Annotated in this window: 22 protein-coding genes; 11 read left to right on the top strand and 11 right to left on the bottom strand. The window is 61.5% G+C overall.

Annotation, left to right across the window (positions count from 1 at the left end):
• The first annotated feature begins 56 nt into the window (after positions 1–56).
• Positions 57–1556, top strand: coding sequence for a metallophosphoesterase family protein (locus P3T16_RS03585; RefSeq protein ID WP_429341198.1), 1500 nt, complete (start codon positions 57–59; stop codon positions 1554–1556).
• A 29-nt stretch (positions 1557–1585) separates the two neighbouring features.
• Here P3T16_RS03585 and P3T16_RS03580 read toward each other — a convergent pair whose 3' ends face one another.
• A complete protein-coding gene (locus tag P3T16_RS03580; protein ID WP_429254241.1) occupies positions 1586–1879 on the bottom strand; it encodes a hypothetical protein in 294 nt (97 codons plus the stop codon).
• A 259-nt stretch (positions 1880–2138) separates the two neighbouring features.
• Positions 2139–2960 (bottom strand): alpha/beta fold hydrolase, encoded by an 822-nt coding sequence (locus P3T16_RS03575; RefSeq protein WP_429341197.1) that lies wholly within the window; start codon positions 2958–2960, stop codon positions 2139–2141.
• 256 nt (positions 2961–3216) lie between these two features.
• Here P3T16_RS03575 and P3T16_RS03570 point away from each other — a divergent pair, with 256 nt between their 5' ends.
• On the top strand, positions 3217–4581 hold the full coding sequence (locus P3T16_RS03570) for a TAXI family TRAP transporter solute-binding subunit (RefSeq protein ID WP_429341196.1): 1365 nt from the start codon (positions 3217–3219) through the stop codon (positions 4579–4581).
• 99 nt (positions 4582–4680) lie between these two features.
• On the opposite strand, the gene P3T16_RS03565 is transcribed toward P3T16_RS03570, so the two are convergent.
• The 3 genes from P3T16_RS03565 to P3T16_RS03555 form a co-directional block, all read right to left on the bottom strand.
• A complete protein-coding gene (locus P3T16_RS03565) occupies positions 4681–6228 on the bottom strand; it encodes a methyl-accepting chemotaxis protein (protein ID WP_429254238.1) in 1548 nt (515 codons plus the stop codon).
• Positions 6229–6539: 311 nt separating this feature from the next.
• Positions 6540–6860 carry a DUF4148 domain-containing protein gene (locus P3T16_RS03560; RefSeq protein ID WP_429341195.1) on the bottom strand — a complete coding sequence of 107 codons (321 nt, stop codon included), beginning with the start codon at positions 6858–6860 and terminating at the stop codon, positions 6540–6542.
• A 236-nt stretch (positions 6861–7096) separates the two neighbouring features.
• Entirely contained in the window at positions 7097–8122 is a 1026-nt protein-coding gene (locus P3T16_RS03555) for a LacI family DNA-binding transcriptional regulator (protein WP_429254236.1), read from the bottom strand.
• Between the two features lie 240 nt (positions 8123–8362).
• Between P3T16_RS03555 and P3T16_RS03550 the strand changes: the two genes are divergently transcribed.
• The 7 genes from P3T16_RS03550 (at position 8363) to P3T16_RS03520 (ending at position 15983) form a co-directional block, all read left to right on the top strand.
• Positions 8363–9511, top strand: a complete 1149-nt coding sequence (locus P3T16_RS03550) for an ABC transporter ATP-binding protein (protein WP_429341194.1) — start codon at positions 8363–8365, stop codon at positions 9509–9511.
• A 188-nt stretch (positions 9512–9699) separates the two neighbouring features.
• Positions 9700–10902 carry an ABC transporter substrate-binding protein gene (locus P3T16_RS03545; RefSeq protein ID WP_429341403.1) on the top strand — a complete coding sequence of 401 codons (1203 nt, stop codon included), beginning with the start codon at positions 9700–9702 and terminating at the stop codon, positions 10900–10902.
• Between the two features lie 97 nt (positions 10903–10999).
• Positions 11000–11905, top strand: a complete 906-nt coding sequence (locus P3T16_RS03540) for a carbohydrate ABC transporter permease (protein WP_429341193.1) — start codon at positions 11000–11002, stop codon at positions 11903–11905.
• Positions 11906–11923: 18 nt separating this feature from the next.
• Positions 11924–12775, top strand: coding sequence for a carbohydrate ABC transporter permease (locus P3T16_RS03535; RefSeq protein ID WP_429254233.1), 852 nt, complete (start codon positions 11924–11926; stop codon positions 12773–12775).
• A gap of 28 nt (positions 12776–12803) precedes the next feature.
• Positions 12804–14768 carry a beta-galactosidase gene (locus P3T16_RS03530; RefSeq protein ID WP_429341192.1) on the top strand — a complete coding sequence of 655 codons (1965 nt, stop codon included), beginning with the start codon at positions 12804–12806 and terminating at the stop codon, positions 14766–14768.
• A gap of 197 nt (positions 14769–14965) precedes the next feature.
• Positions 14966–15184: a hypothetical protein gene (locus tag P3T16_RS03525; protein ID WP_429341191.1), complete on the top strand. Its 219-nt coding sequence runs from the start codon at positions 14966–14968 to the stop codon at positions 15182–15184.
• 106 nt (positions 15185–15290) lie between these two features.
• The gene (locus tag P3T16_RS03520; RefSeq protein ID WP_429341190.1) at positions 15291–15983 is read left to right on the top strand and encodes an aspartate/glutamate racemase family protein; all 693 of its coding nucleotides are present in this window, start codon (positions 15291–15293) and stop codon (positions 15981–15983) included.
• Positions 15984–16079: 96 nt separating this feature from the next.
• On the opposite strand, the gene P3T16_RS03515 is transcribed toward P3T16_RS03520, so the two are convergent.
• The 3 genes from P3T16_RS03515 to P3T16_RS03505 form a co-directional block, all read right to left on the bottom strand.
• Entirely contained in the window at positions 16080–16358 is a 279-nt protein-coding gene (locus tag P3T16_RS03515) for an HU family DNA-binding protein (protein WP_429254229.1), read from the bottom strand.
• Between the two features lie 277 nt (positions 16359–16635).
• Positions 16636–17436, bottom strand: coding sequence for an exodeoxyribonuclease III (locus P3T16_RS03510; RefSeq protein WP_429341189.1), 801 nt, complete (start codon positions 17434–17436; stop codon positions 16636–16638).
• 78 nt (positions 17437–17514) lie between these two features.
• Positions 17515–18219: a YceH family protein gene (locus P3T16_RS03505; protein WP_429341188.1), complete on the bottom strand. Its 705-nt coding sequence runs from the start codon at positions 18217–18219 to the stop codon at positions 17515–17517.
• Positions 18220–18446: 227 nt separating this feature from the next.
• On the opposite strand from P3T16_RS03505, the gene P3T16_RS03500 reads away from it, so the two are divergent.
• A complete protein-coding gene (locus P3T16_RS03500) occupies positions 18447–18836 on the top strand; it encodes a cytidine deaminase (RefSeq protein WP_429254226.1) in 390 nt (129 codons plus the stop codon).
• Positions 18833–19846, top strand: coding sequence for a nucleoside hydrolase (locus tag P3T16_RS03495; protein ID WP_429341187.1), 1014 nt, complete (start codon positions 18833–18835; stop codon positions 19844–19846). Before P3T16_RS03500 ends, P3T16_RS03495 begins: the two co-directional genes overlap by 4 nt.
• Here P3T16_RS03495 and P3T16_RS03490 read toward each other — a convergent pair.
• From P3T16_RS03490 to P3T16_RS03480, 3 genes are all read right to left on the bottom strand, one after another.
• On the bottom strand, positions 19817–20497 hold the full coding sequence (locus P3T16_RS03490; protein ID WP_429341186.1) for an alpha/beta hydrolase: 681 nt from the start codon (positions 20495–20497) through the stop codon (positions 19817–19819). The genes P3T16_RS03495 and P3T16_RS03490 overlap by 30 nt on opposite strands.
• A 19-nt stretch (positions 20498–20516) precedes the next feature.
• Positions 20517–21149 (bottom strand): DNA-3-methyladenine glycosylase I, encoded by a 633-nt coding sequence (locus P3T16_RS03485; protein ID WP_429341185.1) that lies wholly within the window; start codon positions 21147–21149, stop codon positions 20517–20519.
• A 61-nt stretch (positions 21150–21210) separates the two neighbouring features.
• A complete protein-coding gene (locus tag P3T16_RS03480) occupies positions 21211–21459 on the bottom strand; it encodes a hypothetical protein (RefSeq protein ID WP_429341184.1) in 249 nt (82 codons plus the stop codon).
• Between the last annotated feature and the right edge of the window lie 60 nt (positions 21460–21519).

Genomic DNA, 21519 nt, shown 5'->3' with positions numbered 1-21519 from the left:
CCGGCGTAGATTAAACACCTCTGCGCACGCAGCGATATTTTCATTGGGAGTGTCGTATGCCATCCAGACCGACATCGAAGGCACAAGCGAAAGCGAAAACGAAGGCCAAAACGAAGCCGGAGACCGGCGAAACCAGCGGCGAAACAGGAAGCCGGAAGCGCAAGCCGGCCGCCGCCCCTGCGGGCAAACAAACGACACGTGGATCGTCCGCCGCAACGCGTGACGCACTGAGCCCGGCCACGGCCCAGACGCCACTGGGCACCCGGATCCTGGCGCAGCCGGTCTTCGCGCAGCCGCAGCCCACCGCGGATCCGACCGTGTTTCGCGTCCCTCATCCGTCCGACGACGCCGCGTACAAGGAGATCGACAAACTCAATGCCGAGCACAAGCTCTTTCCATTACCGTTCCCGGCGCCAAGGGGCGGCGTCGAACCACGGCTTGCGCTGGCTGACGTGCTCGGCGGCAACACCCGGGCCGTAGACCGTATCACCACAACCGGGCAACTCGTGTTTCATGCGACAGGCGATTGCGGGAACACGACCGGACCCAATACGCAAAACCAGGTAGCGGACAAGATGACCGCTGACTTCGCCGAGGCGAGTCCTGGCGAAGTCCCGCAGTTCTCGCTGCTACTGGGCGACGTTGTCTATAGCTTCGGCGAGGGCAAATACTATTACGACCAGTTTTACGACCCGTATCGCGACTATCCCGCGCCGATTCTTTCGTGCGCGGGCAATCATGACGGGATGGTGTCACCCGAAGCGCACGCGACAAGCCTTGACGCATGGCTGCGCAACTTCTGCGCGCAGACGTTTGCGGTTACGCCCGAAGCAGGCGGTCTGTCGCGCACCGCGCAGATCCAGCCCGGTGTGTTCTTCACCTTCGATGCGCCGTTCGTGCGGATTCTGGCGCTATACAGCAACACGCTGGAAGATCCAGGCGTGATCGCGGACCCGCATATCGGCACAAGCCAGCTGGACTTTCTCGACGCGGCGCTCAAACGCGTCAAGACCGAACAGTTTGCGGGCGCGCTCATCATGGCGGACCATCATCCGCCATATTCGGTGGGCGCTCATGCGTCGAGCGTGCAAATGCTTGAGCAGATCGACGAAGTGTGCCGGGCGAACGACGTCTGGCCGCATGCATTTCTGTCGGGCCACGCGCACAACTATCAGCGATTCACCCGCACGCGCCAGGCGGACGGTGCGCAGATTCCCTACGTGGTGTGTGGAAATGGTGGTCACGGCCTGATCAAACTCGCGAAACACGGCGCTCCGGCGCTTCGCGCACCGCAGGTCATCCAGGTTGCGTCCGCGACGACGGATCAGGTCGCACTGGAAAACTACGACGACAGCCACTATGGCTATCTGCGCGTCGTCGCGACGGCGACGCAGCTTCGCATCGAGTACCACCGTGCGTCGGATGGCGCGGCAGCAAAAGCACCCACCGACTACGTAACAGTCAGTCTCGCGGATCGGAGGATTGCCCACTTTGAGGCGCCGGATCTGGGGCATTCACAGGCAGCGGCGGCCGCACGCGCAATGATGCGTAGTTAGGGCGAGCGCAATGGAAAGACGCCTGCGCGTCAGGCGAAGTCCGGTACGAGGACGGAAGGCGGCTCGAACGCGGCCCAGCGGGTCCAGCCGGGCCCCTGATCAGGCGCCTCGATCCGCACAGCACGCGAGCCGTCGACGAAAACAAGCGACTCGATGTTGAGCGCGCTGTCATCGGCCGCTTCGCCAACGCTGACGCGTCCCAATTGATGGGTAAAGTCGAGGTTGCCTTCGCGCAACAGGTTGAGGTATGCGTCGCGTCCGGCGCGCGCCGGCTTGCGATCCCATCGGTTTAGAAGTGTGGCTGCAATTTCGGCATCGAACATGCTGATCTCTCCTTGCCTGTGCGTCATGGCCACGCGAAAGGCATATGCGTCGGACGCTCGTTGTAAGACGCCCTCTGCAGTCGGGAAGACACCATTGATCGATCACTATACTTGAAATCCGGAAAAATGGTGCGACGCACAATACGTGTCACATCGCACCGGTTTTCCGCCCTTTTCTGGGGCAACCGCGCGGGCCGATGGTGACGGCACCGGCGGTTGCGTGAACAACGGATAAACGACCGTTGTCAGACTGCCCGCATCACGACTGGAGAAACTCCAGCAGATCAGCGTTGACCTTGTCGGCCATGGTGGTACACATGCCATGCGGACCGCCGGCGTAGACCTTCAACGTGGCGTTGGGAATGATCTTCGCGGACAGACGGCCGGCCTCGTCGATCGGCACGATCTGATCGTCGTCGCCGTGCAGCACCAGCGCCGGTACGTCGAACTTTTTCAGGTCTTCGGTGTAGTCGACCTCGGAGAACTGCTTGATGCAGTCGTACTGCCCGCTGATCGCGCCGAGCATGCCCTGCGCCCAGAACGAATCGATCACGCCCTGCGACGCCTTCGCGCCCGCGCGGTTATAACTGTAGAACGGCATGGCCAGATCCTTGTAGAACTGCGAGCGGTCCTCCACGACGCTCTTGCGGATACCGTCGAACACGTCCATGGGCACGCCGTTGGGATGCGCCTCCGTTTTCACCATCAGCGGCGGCACCGCGCCGATCAGCACGGCCTTCGCGACGCGCTTCGTCCCGTGGCGGCCGATGTAATGTGCGACCTCACCACCGCCCGTCGAATGACCGACGAGCATGGCGTCCTTCAGATCCAGATGTTCGATCAGCGCCGCGAGATCGTCCGCATAGGTGTCCATGTCGTTGCCGGTCCATGTCTGGCTGGAGCGGCCGTGTCCGCGGCGATCGTGCGCGATGACCCGAAAGCCCTTTTGGGCAAGGAACAGCATCTGCGCGTCCCACGCGTCGGCGGTCAACGGCCAGCCGTGCGAGAACACGACGGGGCGTCCCGTACCCCAGTCCTTGTAAAAAATCTCAGCGCCATCTTTCGTCGTGATCGTGCTCATGAAATGATCCCCTGAATGGATGCATCGGTGGGTGGATGAGTTGACCGTGGTCCTGCTGCCCATGCGGCAGGCCTCCAGAAAGACTAGCGCATCATTTTGATGCTGTCGCACTCGCTGCCAGACTGCCCGTGCGCCCATCAGGGCGGTTCTGATTTATCGTCCGTATTTGCACCGCACCGGCGTGGCAACGCCCGGCCCGACCGGCGTGTTGCAGATGCGACTGGCGGGTCTATAACAGTTATCCGGGGAATGACCTATGAGCGATCGTCACCAGCAGGACTTCCCGCACCGGCGCCATAACCACACTGCGACGTGGTGGCATGACCTTCTCCTGGTGTGGGGGCCCGCCACCGTGCTGGTCGCGCTCGCGGTCGGGCTCTTCATCTGGCTCGTCGATCCCGCGCCACCCAAAGTCATCGTCATGAGCGCGGGGCCGCAGGAAAGCTCGCTGCTGCCCGCCGCCGAGGCCTATCGCCAGATCCTCGCGCGCAACGGCATCACGCTGAAGGTGCTCACTTCCGATGGCTCCGTGCAGAACCTGCAACGCCTGCTGGATCCGAAACAGCACGTCGATCTTGCGCTCGTCCAGGGTGGCATCACCAATGGCGTGGATACGTCGTCGCTGATGTCACTCGGCAGTGTGTTCTACGCGCCCGTCGTGGTCTTCTATCGGGGAAAGGGCATAGACCGGCTCTCGGAGTTCGCGGGTAAACGCATCGCGATCGGCCGTGAGGGCAGCGGCACGCGTCGGCTCTCGCTCGCGCTGCTGCGGGCGAACGGCATCGAGCCCGGCGACGCGACGACGCTGTTGCCATTCGACGGCGAGCAGGCCGCAAAACTGGTGGTGGAAGGCAACGCGGATGCCGCCATCTTTAACGGGGATTCAGCCACGCGGGCAATGATGCTGCGGCTGTTGCGGGTGCCCGGCGTCTCCGTGATGGACTTTTCCGAGGCTGCTGCCTATACGCGGCTCTTTCCCTACCTGAACGAGATCGATCTTCCGCCGGGCGTGCTGGACCTCGGCCGGAAAATTCCGCCCGAGACCATTCATCTGGTGAGTCCGACGGTAGAAATCGTCGCGCGCTCCAGTCTTCATCCCGCGGTCTCCGATCTGGTGATCGAGGCGGCGCAGCAGGTTCACGGCACCGCTAGCCTGTTGCAGCGCGCCGGCGAGTTTCCGAGCCCGATCGCGCATGAATACCGGATCAGCGAAGACGCCGCCCGGTACTACCGCTCCGGCAAGAGCTTCTTCTATCGCAGTATGCCCTTCTGGCTCGCGAGCCTCGCCGACCGGATGCTGGTCGTGCTGCTGCCCGCGCTGGTACTGCTCGTTCCCGCGTTGCGCACGATTCCAGGGCTTTACCGATGGCGCGTGCGTTCGCGTATCTATCGCTGGTATGGCTCGCTGATCGCCATCGAGCGTGGCGCGCTGGCGAAGGCATCGGGCGCAGAACGCGACGCGCTGCTGAAAGAACTCGATCATATCGAGGAGAGCATCAACCGGCTCAAGATGCCGCTCGCTTACGCGGACGCGTTCTACGTGCTGCGCGAGCACGTCGGATTCGTGCGCTTCCGGCTGACGGGCGAGCGGCGGCCGGGCTTTGACCGCGCGTCGGGTTAAGCACAAGCATCAGGCGCATGAACTGGTGCGGGCGTTCCTGAAGAGCGGCGTGATGCCGGGTGTCGTGAAGGCGGCGTGATGTGAACTCACGCCTCATCACTACGCCGCACGCAGGACATCTCCCCGGATCTGGAAGAACGCGACCGCTTCGCGCAGCGACGCAGCCTGTTCGGCCATCGCCTGGGCCGCAGCCGATGCTTCTTCGACCAGCGCTGCGTTTTGCTGCGTGACTTCATCCATCTGGCCGACAGCCGTGTTCACCTGCTCGATGCCTGTGCTCTGTTCAGTCGAAGCAGATGAAATTTCCCCGACGATCTGCGTAACCTGCTGAACCGAGCGCACGATTTCCCCGATAATTTCGCCCGCGCCGTGGACGAGTTTCGAGCCCGCTTCGACACGCTCAGTGGATTGCCCGATCAAACTCTTGATCTCTCTCGCCGCAGCTGCGCTGCGTTGCGCCAGCGTCCGAACTTCGCCCGCGACGACCGCGAATCCACGCCCCTGCTCTCCGGCCCGCGCCGCCTCGACCGCAGCGTTGAGCGCCAGGATGTTGGTCTGAAACGCGATGCTGTCGATCACGCCAATGATTTCCCCGACCTTCGAGGAGCTTTCCGCGATACCGTGCATCGTCTGCACGACGTTGACCATCACATCGCCCCCACGCGCCGCCGTATCGGACGCACGCGCGGCGAGCAACGAGGCCTGCTTCGCGTTGTCGGAATTCTGACGCACCGTCGCGGTCAGTTCCTCCATGCTGGCCGCCGTCTCTTCGAGCGAAGCGGCCTGCTCTTCGGTGCGGGACGACAGGCTCAGGTTGCCAGCGGCGATCTGCGAACTGGCCGTCGACACCGCCTCCGCATTCTGACGCACGTTACTCACGACGTTCGACAGGCTGCCCTGCATGTCCATCAGCGCCGCCCGTAGCATGGCGATTTCATCCGAGCCCGGCGCATCGAACTGCGTGGACAGGTCGCCAACCGCGATGGTGCGCGCGACGCCCACCGCATGATCGAGCGGACGCGTGATCGTGCGACTGAACAGTACGGCACCGATCAGGCCGCCGGTACACGCCACCAGCATCAGCGCGACGCTGATTTCCGACGCGCGCGCTGCATCGGCGGAGGTCGCGGCAGAGACGACGGCGCTTTCCGCCGCGATCTCGCGTGCAGCCTCTTCAAGCAGCCGCGCAGGCTCGCGATCAACGCCTGCGACAGCCGCGTCGCCCACCGTCGGGTCGAAGCCGGCGGCCTTGAATGCATCGAATCCCTTTCGATAACCGATGCCCATCGCGGCATGCGCGTTTGCGAACTGGTCGATCAACGTGTGACTTTTGCCAGCCGGAAGCGCGGCCTGCAACTGTTTAACCCGCTCATCGACAACGCGCTCACGCTCACCAAAAGCGGTCCAGTATTTGTCGAGTTTCGCGGGGTCTTTGCCACGCAGGAGCGTGTCCTTCCATTCCTGCACCTGCAGCCTGAACGTCGTCAATGTCGAGGACACGACACGCTCGTTAGCCACATTCGACTGCACGGTCGTGTTGTATTGCCCGATCGACCGGTTCAGCGAAAAGATGCCGTACATGGCCCCCGCAAACATCAGGAAAAGTGCAGCGGCAAATGCCAATGGAAGTTTGATTGAGAGTTTCACGGTTCTCCTGACTGAAGCATTGACTGAAGCATGGGTGCTACAGGTAATCGGTATTCGCATTCGTCTGCGGAATGCAGAGCCGCGCAGGACATTCGCGGTCCCAATATGCGAGATGCGTACGCTTTTACGGCAGCGAATGGCTGCGCTTGAGCGAATCAGATTGCGCCCCGATTATTATTGTTTCGGCAGGATTTCCGCGGGTCCGCGGGTTGATGAAGATTTGACACTGTCGCCGCATTCGCGGCCCTGAAAACGACAAAAGCCCGCCAATGCGGGCTTTCGACAGTCACAACTGTTTTAGTCAGTTCGTATCAATGTGCAACGTAGACCGGCGGCGAGTACGAGCTAACCGTTACTTCCTGACGCACGCCTGCCTGCGACGAACCAGTCGTTGACGGGCCGTAACCGCTGGTTTGTGCAGCAGCCTTTTGAGCGGAGACGCGGGCTTCTGCAGCCTGGATGTTGTCCGGATACGTGATCGAGTCGAGGTTCGGGTTGTAGCCAGCCTTTTCCAGCTGAACGAGGTCAGCACGCACTTGAGCACGGGTGACAGGGCCGTTCGACTGTGCGAACGAAACAACCGGAGCGGTAAGCACGACAGCCAGAGCGACAGCCTTGATGAGCGATTTCATGATAACTACCTCCGAATAATTTGCCTTAACCGGGCTGCAAACCGGTGTGTTTGCAGCGATTGAGGCGAGTGTAGGAGCGGTAGTACCTCGGGATAAAGACCCTAAAGGCGAAATCACTGTTCTCGAAAACAGACCAATGGCACAGCCTTGCCTGGCGGGCCTTTCAGACGCATCAAGCCATGCTTGCGGAAGCCGGAGGCCAGCCGGAGACGTGTCCCGCAACCCGCCACGCGCCCTCATTCCGGCTTCGCAACGTGGCGTGTCGACTGCCTGACGATCAGCTTCGGCGGCGGTCCCTGCAGCATCGCGGGCATGGCATCGACGCGTCCCTTCTGCATCAGGCGGATCAGAAGATCGATGGACAGCCCGGCAATCTCGCTCGTATTGATCGCGACCGTGGTTAGCGCTGGACGCACCTGGTGTGCGAGCTGAATATCGGTGATGCCGATCACGGAGACATCCTCAGGCACCTGACGACCGAGCGACGCAAGCGCCTGCATCGCGCCGATCGCGAGCAGATCGTTCGTCGCGAAGATCGCCGTGAGGCCAGGCGTGTTCGACATCAACTGAATGCACGCTTCGTAACCCGCATCGATCGTGTCGCGGATCTGCAGCACCGCCGCATCGTCCGGTTCGATGCCCGCGGCACGCACGACCTCGCGAAAGCCATTCGCGCGCGCGTCCTGCAAACCGCCGCAGCCGTCACCGACCAGCATGCCGATGTTGCGATGCCCGAGTTCCAGCAAATGCCCGGCCGCGAGCGCGCCCGCGCGCGCGAAATCGACGGCAACGCACGGCAAACCTGGCGGCGATTCCGGGTGCTCCCACAGGCTCAGCACAATCGGCGCACCGATCGCCGCCGAAGCGCACAGTTCGTTGATCGCGATGTCGGTGTTCAACACGATCACGCCTTCAGCAAGGGTGCCGGCGACCTGGGTGAGATAGGCGCGACCGGTTTCGGCGTCGTCGTCGGTATTGCAGACCATCAGGAAATAGCCTTCTCGACGCGCCGCACGTTCAGCCGCGAGCACGAACTCCGGATAGAACGGATTCGCGATATTCCCCAGCATCAACGCGAGCGTCGATGAACGGCCCTCTGCAAGCGCCCGCGCATTCAGGTTCGGCCGGTAGCCGAGTTCGCGGATTGCGCTCAACACGCGTTCGGCCGTTTCGGGACGCACCTTCTCGCGATTGCGCAGCACGTTCGAAACGGTTGCGGCCGTGACGCGCGCGCGGCGCGCGACTTCAGTCAACGTGACCATGACTGCCCGATCCGGGAAAACCCACAGGCATTGCCGATCCGCCATCCCATATTCAGGGAACCACAACCAGATGTTGCACGGCTGGCGCAGCCTTTGTTAAGTTTCATGAAAATACTCCGGAGACAGACATCGTGATTTCAAATCCCAGTTTCGAATTTAAGCGCTTAAATGTCCGTACGGCAAGCACTTCGCCGATTTTTTTGCAGCGGAATTTAAGCGCTTAAATCGCAGGGAGCAAGCATGTCAGCAATCAGTCTTACGAACGTCGAGAAGTCGTACGGCAACCATGTGCCGGTGATCCGGCGTCTGAATCTCGATATCGCCGAACACGAGTTCTGCGTTTTCCTCGGCCCGTCGGGCTGCGGCAAATCCACGTTGCTGCGGATCATCGCCGGTCTCGAAGATCTGAGCGAAGGCGACCTGCATATCGGCGGCACGTTGATGAACGGTGTCGCCGCTGCTGAGCGCGGCGTCGCGATGGTGTTCCAGAGCTACGCGCTTTTCCCGCACATGACGGTGTTCGAGAACATGGCGTTCGGGCTGCGTCTCGCGAAGACGCCAAAGGACATCATCGATCGCAAGGTGCGTGACGCCGCGCGCATTCTGCAACTCGACGCCCTGCTCGAGCGCCAGCCGAAAGCGCTCTCGGGCGGGCAACGTCAGCGCGTCGCGATTGGCCGCGCGATCGTGCGCGAGCCGGGCGTGTTTCTGTTCGACGAACCGCTCTCCAATCTCGACGCTGCGTTGCGCGGCCAGACGCGTATCGAAATCGCTCGCCTGCATCAGCGCTTTGCGCAGGCGAGCGTCGTCTATGTGACGCACGATCAGGTCGAAGCGATGACGCTCGCGGATCGCATCGTGCTGCTGCATGCAGGCGCTGATACACAACGGTTCGGCAGCATCGCGCAGGTGGGCGCGCCGCTCGAGCTTTATCATCGTCCGCGCTCGCGTTTTGTAGCGGGCTTCATCGGCTCGCCGCGAATGAACTTCATCGATGCACGCGTCGATTCGATCGAGCCGGGCCGGGTTGTCGTGAAGCTCGCGCAGGGCGACGGGAAGCTCGCGGTTCATGTCGACGGGACGCGTCTCGTGCGCGATCAACCTGTGACGCTGGGCATTCGTCCCGAGCACGTGCGTACCGACGGAGACGGTCAATCGATTCGCGCTGTCACGACGCTTACGGAACAACTCGGCGAACACAGCTATATCCACGTCGATTACGCTGGCGGCGCACTCGTCTTCAAGGCCCCTGGCGATATCTCGACACAGCCGGGTGAGCACATCGCGATACGCATTCCCGCTGACGCGTGCCATCTGTTCGACGCCGATGGCATTGCGCTCGAACGTACGGTCACGGGTTCGGCACTGCCCGTGCTGCAGGTTGCGTGAAGGTTGCTTTAAGCATGCGCCGGCCGCAGAGCCGGCAGGATCGACCGTCCGCACGATGCGGCCGGCACACAACGTAGTCAAGGAGACAGCAGATGAAAACAAGCCGCTTTAGCCACTTGAGCCGCGTTGCACACTGCGGGCCTGTCCGCCGTGCGACGCGTCTTTCCACCGCCGTCGCCGCGCTCGCGATGGTCACCGCCCTGCTATCCGGCGTGACGGCTCAGGCCGGCGAATTGAACGTCAACGTGTCGGCACGCGCCAACCAGCGCTCGACATGGCAGGACGCGTTCGACAAGTTCAAGAAAGCAAACCCGGACGTCGATCTGAAAGTGACGTACATCACCGAGGAAACGTACAAGGTGCAGATGGGCGGCTGGCTCGCCACCGATCCGCCTGATATCGTGTCGTGGCACGACGGCGAGCGCATGGCGTACTACGCGCAGCGCGGCCTGCTCGAAGACCTCTCGTCGGACTGGAACAAGAACGGCTGGAGCCAGCAATACGCTTCGGTGAAGGAAGCATCGACGTACAAGGGCAAACAGTATGCGGCGCCGCTCGGCTACGACGCATACGGTTTCTTCTATCGCAAGGATCTGTTCGAGAAGGCCGGCATCAAGGGTGAACCGAAAACGTGGGACGAGTTTCTCGACGCCTGCAAGAAGCTGAAAGCCAGCGGCGTCGCACCGATCGCCGTCGCCGCGCGCGACAGCTGGACGCTCGCCGCATGGTTCGACTATCTCGACCTGCGCATCAACGGCAATGCGTTCCATCAGAAACTGATGGCTGGCGATGTGCCGTACACCGACCCGCGCGTGAAGAAGGTCTACACGACGTGGAAGACGTTGATGGACGAGCACTACTTCATCGACAACGCGCTTTCCTACGATCTCGATTCGATCGCGCCGTTCCTCGCGAACGGCAAGGCTTCGATGATGCTGATGGGCACGTTCTTCTCCGCAAGCATTCCGGCTTCGATCAAGCCGGAAACCGGATTCTTCCGCTTCCCGGTTGTGGACGCCAGCGTACCGACTGCCGAAGACGGCCCGGTCAACGTGCTGCTGGTTCCCGCGAAAGCAAAGAACAAGGCCGACGCGCGCCGCCTGCTTGCGTTCATGGAAACTCCGCAGATCAACGCGGATCTCGCACGCGGCTGGGGCCAGTTGCCGTCGAACAGCAAGGCAGCGGAACCGGATGATCCCATCTCGAAGGTCGGCTTCCAGACGCTTGCGGGCACAACGGGCGGCATCGCGCAGTTCTACGATCGCGACATGACGAAAGAAATGGCCGACGAAGGCATGAAAGCGATGCAGCAGTTCTATAGCGATCCGTCGCAACTCGATTCGCTGCTCACGCGACTCGAAGCGACGCGCAAACGCATCTACAAGAAGTAACGTCTTTGTGCAGGCGCCCCGACTCGCGGCCATCCGCGCGTCGGGCGCGGATTCAAGGCTCATCCGCATTCTCCGCGGACTTTACGAGACCATTCGAATGTCTACTTCAGCAGCCCGCACCCTGCCGGCGGCTCGGGGCCGGCGCGCGCCCAAAACGGTGCGACGACAGCACCGTGCAGCGTTTTTCTTCCTGCTGCCCGCGTGCGCGCTCTTCAGCCTGTGCGTGATCTATCCGGTCATCAACAGCATCTCGCTCAGCTTCTACGACTGGGATGGCATGACGCCAAAGACCTTCGTCGGCTTCGCGAACTATATCGAGCTGTTTCATGCCGATGTGTTTTACGTGGCGCTGAAGAACAATCTGATCTGGCTTGCACTTTTCCTGCTCGCGCCGCCGCTTGGCCTGCTGTTCGCGCTGTATCTGAACCAGCAGGTCAAAGGCATGCGTCTCGTGAAGTCGCTGTTCTTCGCGCCTTTTGTATTGTCCGGCGTCGTGGTCGGCCTTGTGTTCAGCTGGTTCTACGATCCTACGTTCGGCTTGCTGAAGCTGATCATCGGACACGGCATTCCAGTGCTGGGCGATGCGCATACGGTCACGTTCGGAATCGTCTTCGCCGCGCTGTGGCCCCAAACGCCCTACTGCATGGTGTTGTATCTCACGGGCCTGACGGCAATCAATCCGGAAGTCGTCGAAGCCGCGCGCATGGAAGGCGCGAAAGGCCCGCGGCTCCTGTGGCACGTAATCCTGCCGCAACTCAGGCCCGCTACGTTCATGGCCGTCGTGCTGACCGTAATCGGCGCATTGCGCAGCTTCGATCTGATCGCGGTGATGAGCGGCGGCGGTCCGTTCGACAGTTCCACCGTGCTCGCCTATTACATGTACGACCAGGCGATCAAGTACTACCGCGAAGGCTATTCGGCTTCGATTGCGGTCGTGCTGTTCCTGATCATGCTCGTCTACATCGTGTTCCACCTGCGCCGCATGTTGCGCGAAGAACGTTGATCTACGGAGACCTTCATCATGTATCCGCTTCCTGTCGATCGCTGGAAACCATTCAATCGCGCCTTATACAAGGCGTCGCTACCGCTCGCGCTGTTTGTCTGGCTGCTGCCGATGCTGGCCGTTCTTTTGACCTCGATACGCTCTTCTGAAGAGCTCTCGCAAGGCGATTACTGGACGTGGCCCAAACACTTCGCACTGTGGGACAACTACAGTTCGGCAATCACGCAGACGCCGATGCTTCACTACTTCGCCAACAGTGTGCTGATTACGGTGCCTTCGGTACTCGGCGCGATCGTGCTGGCGTCGATGGCGGGTTTTGCGCTCGCGACGTATCGCTTTCGCGGCAACACGGCCGTGCTGTTTGCGTTCGTCGCGGGCAACTTCGTGCCGGTGCAGATCCTGATGATCCCCGTGCGCGAGATGGCGCTCAAGGTCGGTCTGTACAACACGGTATGGGCGCTTGTGATTTTTCACGTCGCATTTCAGACGGGCTTTTGCACACTGTTCCTGCGCAACTTCATCAAGCAGCTGCCGTTCGAGCTGATCGAAGCGGCACGCGTGGAAGGCGCGAGCGAGTGGACCGTCTATGCACGCATCGTATTGCCGCTCATTCGCCCTGCGCTTGCGGCGCTCGGCATCCTCGTCTTCACGTTTGTCTGGAACGACTACTTCTGGGCACTGTGTCTCACACAAGGCGATCAAGCCGCGCCGATCACCGTCGGCGTCGCAGCGCTTAAAGGCCAGTGGACGACCGCGTGGAATCTCGTCGCGGCGGGCTCTGTGCTCGCCGCGCTGCCTTCCGTCTTGATGTTCTTCGCGATGCAAAAGCACTTCGTCGCGGGCCTGACGTTCGGCGCAAGCAAAGGCTGACCGACTACTTTTACCTGAGAGAATCCTGATGCAGCTAGGTGTCTGCTATTACCCGGAACAGTGGCCCCAGTCGATGTGGGCCGACGACGCAAAACGAATGGTCGAACTCGGCATTACGCATGTGCGTATCGCCGAATTCGCGTGGAGCCGGATGGAACCGCGCGCCAATGAATACAACTGGGCATGGCTCGACGAAGCGGTCGATACGCTTGCTTCCGCCGGACTCAAGATCATACTCGGCACGCCGACAGCGTCGCCGCCGAAATGGCTGGTCGACGCGCATCCCGAGATCCTGCCTGTGCGCGCCGACGGCACGCGCTGGAACTTTGGTTCACGTCGCCACTATGACGTGTCGAGCGAGCGTTACCGCCACGAATGCGTGCGCATCGTCACTGCGATGGTGCAACGCTATGGGCGACATCCGTCGGTTATCGCGTGGCAAACCGACAACGAACTCGGCTGTCACGACACTGTGCCGAGCTATTCCGAGGCTGCGCTTACGCGCTTCAGGACATGGCTCGCACACCGCTACGAAACCGCTGACGCATTGAACCGCGCGTGGGGCAACGTATTCTGGAGCATGGAGTACGCATCGTTCGATGCGATCGAACTGCCGAACCTCACGCCCACCGACGCCAATCCGATTCATCTGCTCGACTTCCGCCGTTTCATGTCGGATGAAGTCGCCGGCTTTCATCGTGAACAGGCTGACGTACTGCGGCAATACGCGCCCGACGCTGACGTGCTGCACAACTTCATGGGCTTTTTCACGACCTTCGATCACTACCGGTTCGTCGAGAATGGTAGCGTCGATGTTGCCGCGTGGGACAGCTATCCGCTCGCACGCACCGAAGTCATCGCGTTGCCGGAAGAAGACAAGGCGCGCTACGCACGCACAGGCCATCCTGATGTCTCCGCGTTCGACCACGACCGGTATCGCGCGATCGGCGCGGGCCGCTTCTGGATCATGGAACAGGAAGCCGGTCCGGTGAACTGGGCGCCGTGGAATCCTGTCCCGGCGCCAGGCATGGTGCGGCTGTGGGCGTATGAGGCGTTTGCGCACGGCGCCGAACTGGTCTCGTATTTCCGCTGGCGTCAGTGTCCGTATGCGCAGGAGCAGATGCATTCGGGACTGAATCTGCCGGACAACCAGCTGTCGCCGGGCGGACTCGAAATCGCGCGTGCGGCAAAGGAAATAGCGGACTCGACGGTACTGTCCGATCTCGCGCCGGCATCACGCGCACAGGTAGCGCTCGTGTTCGACTATGAGACGCAATGGATGTTCGAGATCCAGCGTCACGGCAAGACTTTCGACTATCAGACGCTTGCGTTCGACTACTACCAGGCGCTGCGCGAAATGTCGCTGGACGTCGATATCGTTTCGCGCAACGCGGACTTTTCGCAATACAGGCTCGTGGTCGTTCCGAGCCTCGCTGTGATGACGGACGATCTCGTGGAGGCTATCGGGCGTTCGTCAGCGCAATGGGTGTTTGGACCGCGCAGCGGATCGCGAACCACGGAGTTCGCGATTCCGGCTACGCTGCCGCCTGGCCCGCTGCAATCCGCGTTACCGGTTCAGGTGCTCGAAGTCGAATCGCTGCGTCCGACGCTGACGCCGGCGACCTCGATCAATGGCGTCGACGGAACCGCCGTCCATTGGCGCGAGCATCTTCAGCCGGGCGCTGAAACAAAGGTTCTGGCGAGTTTCGATGATGGCTGGCCTGCTGTCGTGTCGAACGGGCGCGTGCGCTATGCGGGCGCGTGGTTCGATCACGCGCTGCATCGCGTGCTGCTCGAAGACGCCGCGCGCGATGCGCGTATCGAAATCGCGACACTGCCTGAAGGATTGCGCTTGCGTCGTCGCGGCAACGTGACGTTCGCGTTCAACTTTGGACCGGACGTTATCGCTGCGCCCGCTCCAGTCAATGCGCGCTTTGTGCTCGGCGGACGCGAACTCCGCACGGCCGACGTATGCGCGTGGCTCGACGCGTGACGATGCGTCGCCGGCGTTCTGCGGTCAGGTACGCGGACGCCGGCGTATCATCACGGCTTCAATCGCGTGGAGATGCAGATATGAAATCGGGCAGGTCGTTTCTGGTCGCTGGAACAATGGCGGCGGTGTTGCCGCTCGTCGCGTGTACGCATACGGGGCCCGTTGAGTTTTCCGCAGGCGGAGCCAATGCGCCCTCCATGTCCCGCACCGACGACCCCGACTTCGCAGCGATGGATCAGACCATGGCCCAATGCAAATCGATTTCTCGCAATGCAGGCACAGGGCAATGCTCGAAAATCCGCGCCTACGAGTCATGCATGAAATCGAAAGGCTATATCACCGTGCTCGGACCGGAAAATCCTTCGGGATGCGGCGATCCAGCATGGGAAAGCGACGTGCGGAAGTGGCTCAAATAATGCAAGGCTGAATGCATCGCACGATGCCAGCATCACGTCGTGCGCTGCCATATTGGCGTCGGTTTGAACGATCGCGGCCCGCGCGAGGCCAACGAGGTAAGCCAGCATGAAAACAATTGGACTGATCGGCGGAATGAGCTGGGAATCGTCAGCGGAGTATTACCGCCTGATCAATCAGGACATGAAGCAGCGGCTGGGCGGACACCACAACGCACGCAGCGTGATGGTCACGGTCAGTTTCGAAGAGATCAAGGCATTGCAGCACGCGCAGCGCTGGGATGAGCTCGGTGAGCACATGAAGCAGGCAGCGCTGCAGGTGCAGCAGGCCGGCGCGGATTTCGTGCTGCTCTGCACGAACACCATGCATCGTGTCGCGCCCGTTGTAGAGGCCGCGCTCGACATTCCCTTCCTGCACATCGTGGATCCCACTGCCGAAGCGCTGCGCGATGCAGGCATTCGTCGCGTCGGCCTGCTGGGCACCGCTTTCACGATGGAGCAGGATTTCTATCGTGGTCGCATGCTGGATCAGCATGGCATCGAGGTGGTCGTGCCTGACACAGCGGAACGCGCGCTCGTCCACGAGGTGATCTATGACGAGTTGTGCCACGGCATTGTGCGCGACGCGTCGCGCGAAGCTTACAAACGCGTCATCGCCAACATGCAGGCGCAGGGCGTGGGTGGCGTGATTCTTGGATGCACCGAAATTGCGCTACTGATCGCGCAGAAAGATGTGACCTTGCCCGTCTTCGATACCACCGCGCTGCATGCACAGGCCGCAGTGAGCCGGGCGCTGGCCTGACCCGTTTCATCTGCCAGAACACCGCAGAAACACCACAGAAACGGGCCAGCCAGAAGCTGGCGCTGCCCTGAAAGACGCAGCGCCACGAACGGTCCATCAGGACGCGTTCACGACTTCCTTGAACGACTTGCCGGCCGTGAACTTGACGGTTTTCGCGGCGGCGATCTGGATTTCGGCACCCGTCGACGGGTTACGGCCGACGCGCGCTGCACGAGCGCCCGTCGAGAACGAGCCGAAGCCGATCAGCTGGACGGTGTCGCCCTGTGCAACAGCCGAGGTCACGGCTGCGATGATCGCGTCGATCGTGCTGCCGGTTGCTGCCTTGCTTTCGCCGGTCGCTGCTGCGACTGCGTCAATCAGTTCCTGTTTGTTCATTACTCATCCCGTTCGGTGATTGTGATTCGAGCGCACGCAAAATGGCGCCCGGACCGACACCCTAACCCATACGGGCGCGTCTGCGCAAATCTGTGATGGGGCGGGCGAGCCCTGCCGGCGGCCTCAGGCGGGGGATAACGGGGCCAATCCACCCCTGAAAACGGTGATTTAAACGCCCCAAAAGCAAGCGGATTCAGGCAGTTGCACCCCTCGTCGACCGGGTTACAACGCGCAGGCAGGAGATTTGCTACCTGGTCCAGGTGCCGTATCCGGCACGTCACGCCCGCGTGCGTTTGCCCATATCCAGTTCGATCCATGTGGGCGCATGGTCGCTCGCATGCGGCTCGCCGCGCATCCAACGGTCGACACCGGCCTCGCGCAATCGCGGCGCGAGATCGGGGCTTAACAGCAGATGATCGATGCGCAACCCCGAATTCGTCTCCCAGTGACGGCGAAAATAATCCCAAAACGTATAGATCCGTGCATCGCCGAAGTGCTCACGCAACGCATCGGTCCATCCCTGCGCGAGCAGCGTTCGATATCGTTCGCGGCTTTCGGGTTGCAACAACGCATCCTTTAACCATGACTTCGGGTTATAGATGTCCTCATCGGTTGGAACGACGTTGAAGTCGCCTGCCAGCACAACAGGATGGCCGCTTTTTAGCAGCGCCGCAGCGTGTTTCATCAGCCGGTCGAACCAGGCGAGCTTGTAATCAAATTTCGGACCCGGCTGTGGATTGCCATTCGGCAGATAGAGGCACGCGACGATTACGCCCTCGATGGCGGCTTCGATGTAGCGGCTTTGGGTATCGGAGGGATCGCCTGGCAGCTCGCGCCGGCTTTCAACCGGCTCAACGCCTTTCGCCAGAATCGCGACGCCATTCCACGCGCTTTGTCCATGCCAGATCGCGCCATAGCCGGCTTCCCGGAGCGCATCCACAGGAAAGCCGCTATCGGGCGATTTCAGTTCCTGCAAACACGCGACATCCGGTTTCTCGCGTTCGAGCCACTCAAGAAGCGCAGGCAGGCGCGACCGAATGCCGTTGATATTGAACGTCGCAATTCGAAGTCTGGACATGCGTTGATCTCCAGGAAGCGCTGTCAAATCCGCCGCGGCATGCAGGGACGAGGCGCGGGAAGCGGATCGCCAGGCGTTTTATGGCTGGCTCGCGTCCTTGTCGATACTCATGCCAAGCTCTGCTGCCATTTTCTCGACCATCGTCCGAAGCCGGTTCAACTCTTCGCGAAGTTGCTTCTGCTCCGCCTTGAATGCTTCGAACTCAGACGGCGATATAGATTCATCGAGGGCGCTGCCCTCGGGCGCTTCCGGCACAACAACTTCGCCACACAGCAGATGCATCCAGCGGCTTTCGCGCTCGCCGGGCGTGCGCGGCAGTTTGATCACACGTGCAGGTTCGCCGGTAGCGAGTTCATCGAGAAACACTTCGACCGACGAGATATCCGCGAAGCCGTGCAGGCGCGCGCTGTTCAGCCGCAGTTCGGCGGCCGTCTGCGGTCCGCGCAGGATCAGCGTCGTCAGTAACGCGGCGGACTGGCTCGGCACGCCAAGCACGCGCAGCATGTTGTGCTCGAAACGCGGCACGCGGCTGCTGCTGCCTTCGGAAACCAGACTCAGGCGTTTCAGGCTATCGATCGTCGTGAGCACTTCGGCTTCGGTGACGTTCATCACCGGGCTTCGTGCGGTTTTCTGGTTACAGCCGGACGTGAGCGCGTTCAACGACAGCGGGTACGTGTCGGGAACCGTGTGCTCTTTCTCGAGCAGCACACCCAGTACACGTGCTTCGAGCGGCGTCAGGGAACGAAGCGGCGGGCGCGAAAAAGACTCGGGTGTGGAATTCATTTGTGGGCGTCTGCGTGCGGGTACCTTACGGCGAGCCCCATGATATCGCGCATGGCGGCGCCAGTTTGGTTTAGCATCGGAGCCACGTCTAGACAACCGTGCAGAGACATGACCGACGCGGGAAGTCGCACGCTATGGGCTACGTGTCGTGCTGGCCGCGACGCGCTCGAACCTGATGAGCGCGACCATTGCGGGCATGTTCGTCACGCCCAATTGAGGAGTCTGATATGACCATGGAAGAACTGCTGAAACGCGCGGGTTTCGCGCGCGAGAAGGCGTATGCACCCTATTCGAAGTTCAAGGTCGGCGCGGCCCTGCTGACCAGCGACGGCCATGTGTTCGAAGGTTGCAATGTCGAGAACGCATCGTATGGACTGTGCAACTGCGCAGAACGCACCGCGTTTTTCAGCGCGATTGCGGCTGGCTATAAACGCGATCAGTTCGCCGCGCTCGCCGTCATTGGCGATACCGACGGCCCGATCGCACCGTGCGGCGCGTGCCGGCAGGTCATCATCGAACTCGGTGGCCCGGAGCTGCCGATCCGTCTCGGCAACCTGCGCGGCGCGACGCGCGACACCACCGCGCGCGAACAGCTACCGGACGCGTTCTACCTATGAGCACGCACAAGGTCATCTATGACACCGACCCCGGTGTCGACGACGCAATGGCGCTCGTCTTTCAGGCGCTGCATCCCGACATCGAACTGCTTGGCCTGACGAGCGTGTTCGGCAACGGCACCATCGACACCACCACGCGCAACGCGCTCTACCTGGCCGCGAAATTCGCGCCAGGCGTGCCGGTCGCGCGGGGTGCCGCGGCGCCGCTCAGGCGCAGAGCGCCCGAGCCGCTCGCGTGGATTCATGGCGACAACGGCCTCGGCAACATTGAACTGGAAGCGCGCGCCGACACCACGCTCGACCCGCGTCCGGCACATCGCTTCATCATCGACACGGTGCGCGCACAACCCGGCGAGGTCACACTGATCGCAGTCGGCCCGCTGACCAATCTCGCGCTTGCGCTCGCCGAAGACCCGCAAATCGCGACGCTGGTGAAGCAGGTTGTCATCATGGGCGGCGCGTTCGGTACCGATGGTCTCTTGGGCAACGTGACGCCCGCAGCCGAAGCCAACATGCTCGGCGATCCGGATGCGGCGGATGTGGTGTTGGGCGCGGCGTGGCCGGTAGCGATTGTCGGACTCGACGTCACGCAGAACACCATCATGACGACCGCGTATCTCGCGTCGATTCGCGATCGTGGCGGCGATGCGGGGCGTTTCGTGTGGGACGTGTCGCGTCATTACGAAGCCTTCCACGAGAAGAGCGCGCAACTGTCCGGCACCTATGTGCACGACCCGTCGGCGGTCGCGTATGTGCTCGCGCCTCATCTGTACACCACGCGCAGCGGTCCCGTGCGCGTGCTGACAGATGGCATCGCGGTTGGCCAGACGATCCAGAAGCCTTTGACGATGCCCGTGCCCGCACCCGACTGGGACAGCCGACCTGCATGCAAGGTCTGCATGGGTGTCGACGCGCCGGCGATGCTCGCGCTATACGAAAAGACGCTCTGCGGACGCTTTAAAAAGCGCTTTAGCGAAGCTTCAGGCAAGCGCTGCGATGCGCGCCCCTAACCACGTGCGCATCGCATCGATCTCTTCCGCGCACACCGAATGCGGCATCAGGTATGCGTGCCATTCGACCTTGCAGCCCTGCGCGATGGCGAAGTCACGCGCGGCTTCGCCGAGGCGAACTGGCAGCACGTCGTCGTGCGTGCCGTGTGCGGCGAAGATCGGCGTGTCGCGATTTGCCGCGCCAAAACTGCTTTCAATAAAGCCGGGCGACGGCACATAGCCCGACATCACGATCAGTCCCGCAAGCGCTTCAGGATGCGTAAGCCCCGCTGAATATGTCATCGCGCCGCCTTGCGAAAATCCTGCGAGAAAGATCTTCGAAGTGGGAATGCCGCGCGCATTTTGCGCGGCTATCAGCTGACGCACGGTCGTACGCGACGCTTCGATGCCCGCTTCGTCGACCTGCCGGTTGACGCCCTGGAACGACAGAATGTCGTACCACGCGCGCATCACATAGCCGTTGTTCGCGGTGACCGCGATCTCGGGCGCGTTCGGAAACACAAAGCGCACGCCGGGCAAACCAGCAATGCTCAGTTCAGGCGCGAGCGGCACGAAGTCGCTCGAATCGGCACCGAGTCCATGCAGAAGAATCACAGCAAACTCAGGGTTCGGCGTGGTTTCGATTTCGGTTGTCGACGAAAGATCAGTCATAGGGGGCAGCTCCGCAGGTTCAGGAAGATCGTGGCCAGACGCCAGAACTGCCGCGACGATGGCTATCGAGCAAATGTGTATCGATGATGCCCGTCGCTTCCATCAGCGCGTGCATCGTGGTCGGGCCGACAAACGCGAAGCCACGTTTGCGCAATGCCAGGCTCAAGGCTGTCGATGCGTCCGAAGTCGTCGGAACGTCAGCAATAGTACGAGGCTCGGGCGTGGTGCGAGGTTGAAACGACCAGATGAAATTGACCAGGCCACCGTCCTCCCGCAGTGCGATGGTCGCAGCGGCATTGCCGATCGTGGCCAGAATCTTCGCACGATTACGGATGATGCCGCTATCGGCCAGCAGCCTTTCGACATCGGTCTGCGTGAATGCAGCGACAGTGTCCGGATCGAAGTTGCGAAACGCGGCACGGAATGCCTCTCTCTTTCGCAGGATCGTCAGCCATGACAGACCTGACTGGAAGCCTTCCAGCGCGAGCCGTTCGAACATGCCCCGCTCGTCGCGAACCGGCATACCCCACTCGGTGTCGTAATAGTGCTGCAACAGCGGGTCGACAGCGGCCCACGGCGGACGCGCGAGACCATCTTCGCCGATGACGACGCTGCCCGTTGTCAGCGCAACCGTGTCTGGATTCGAACTCATGGTTTCATATTCACGCTGCGCGGTTTTGCAACGCAGTCTTCTTTCATCGATGGACCCGGCGTTACGGATGGCTGCAGGCGTCGGGTCTTGATTTCGAACCCCTGAGCTCCACTGGAACCTTGCAGTTATCAATGCGCTGCTCGTCACTCGCCTTGTCGCTGAGTCTTTCTTTCAGCGTCTTCGGCGTTTCAGCCTTCGCGTTCGACGTCGACGCGGTTTGCGCTACCGGCTCGGCGGATCGCGCAACACATGTATGCGAGAGCAACGCGGCCAATAGCATGACGCGCGCGATACCAAGAGCACGGGACATTATCGCTCTCCTGCACGGTTGCCATTGCGGTTCGACCAGCAACGGCGTTCTTCAGCGCGG

The sequence above is a fragment of the Paraburkholderia sp. GAS42 genome, from assembly GCF_050436565.1.
Lineage (GTDB): Bacteria > Pseudomonadota > Gammaproteobacteria > Burkholderiales > Burkholderiaceae > Paraburkholderia.
This window is presented reverse-complemented; position numbering and strand designations above follow the sequence as displayed.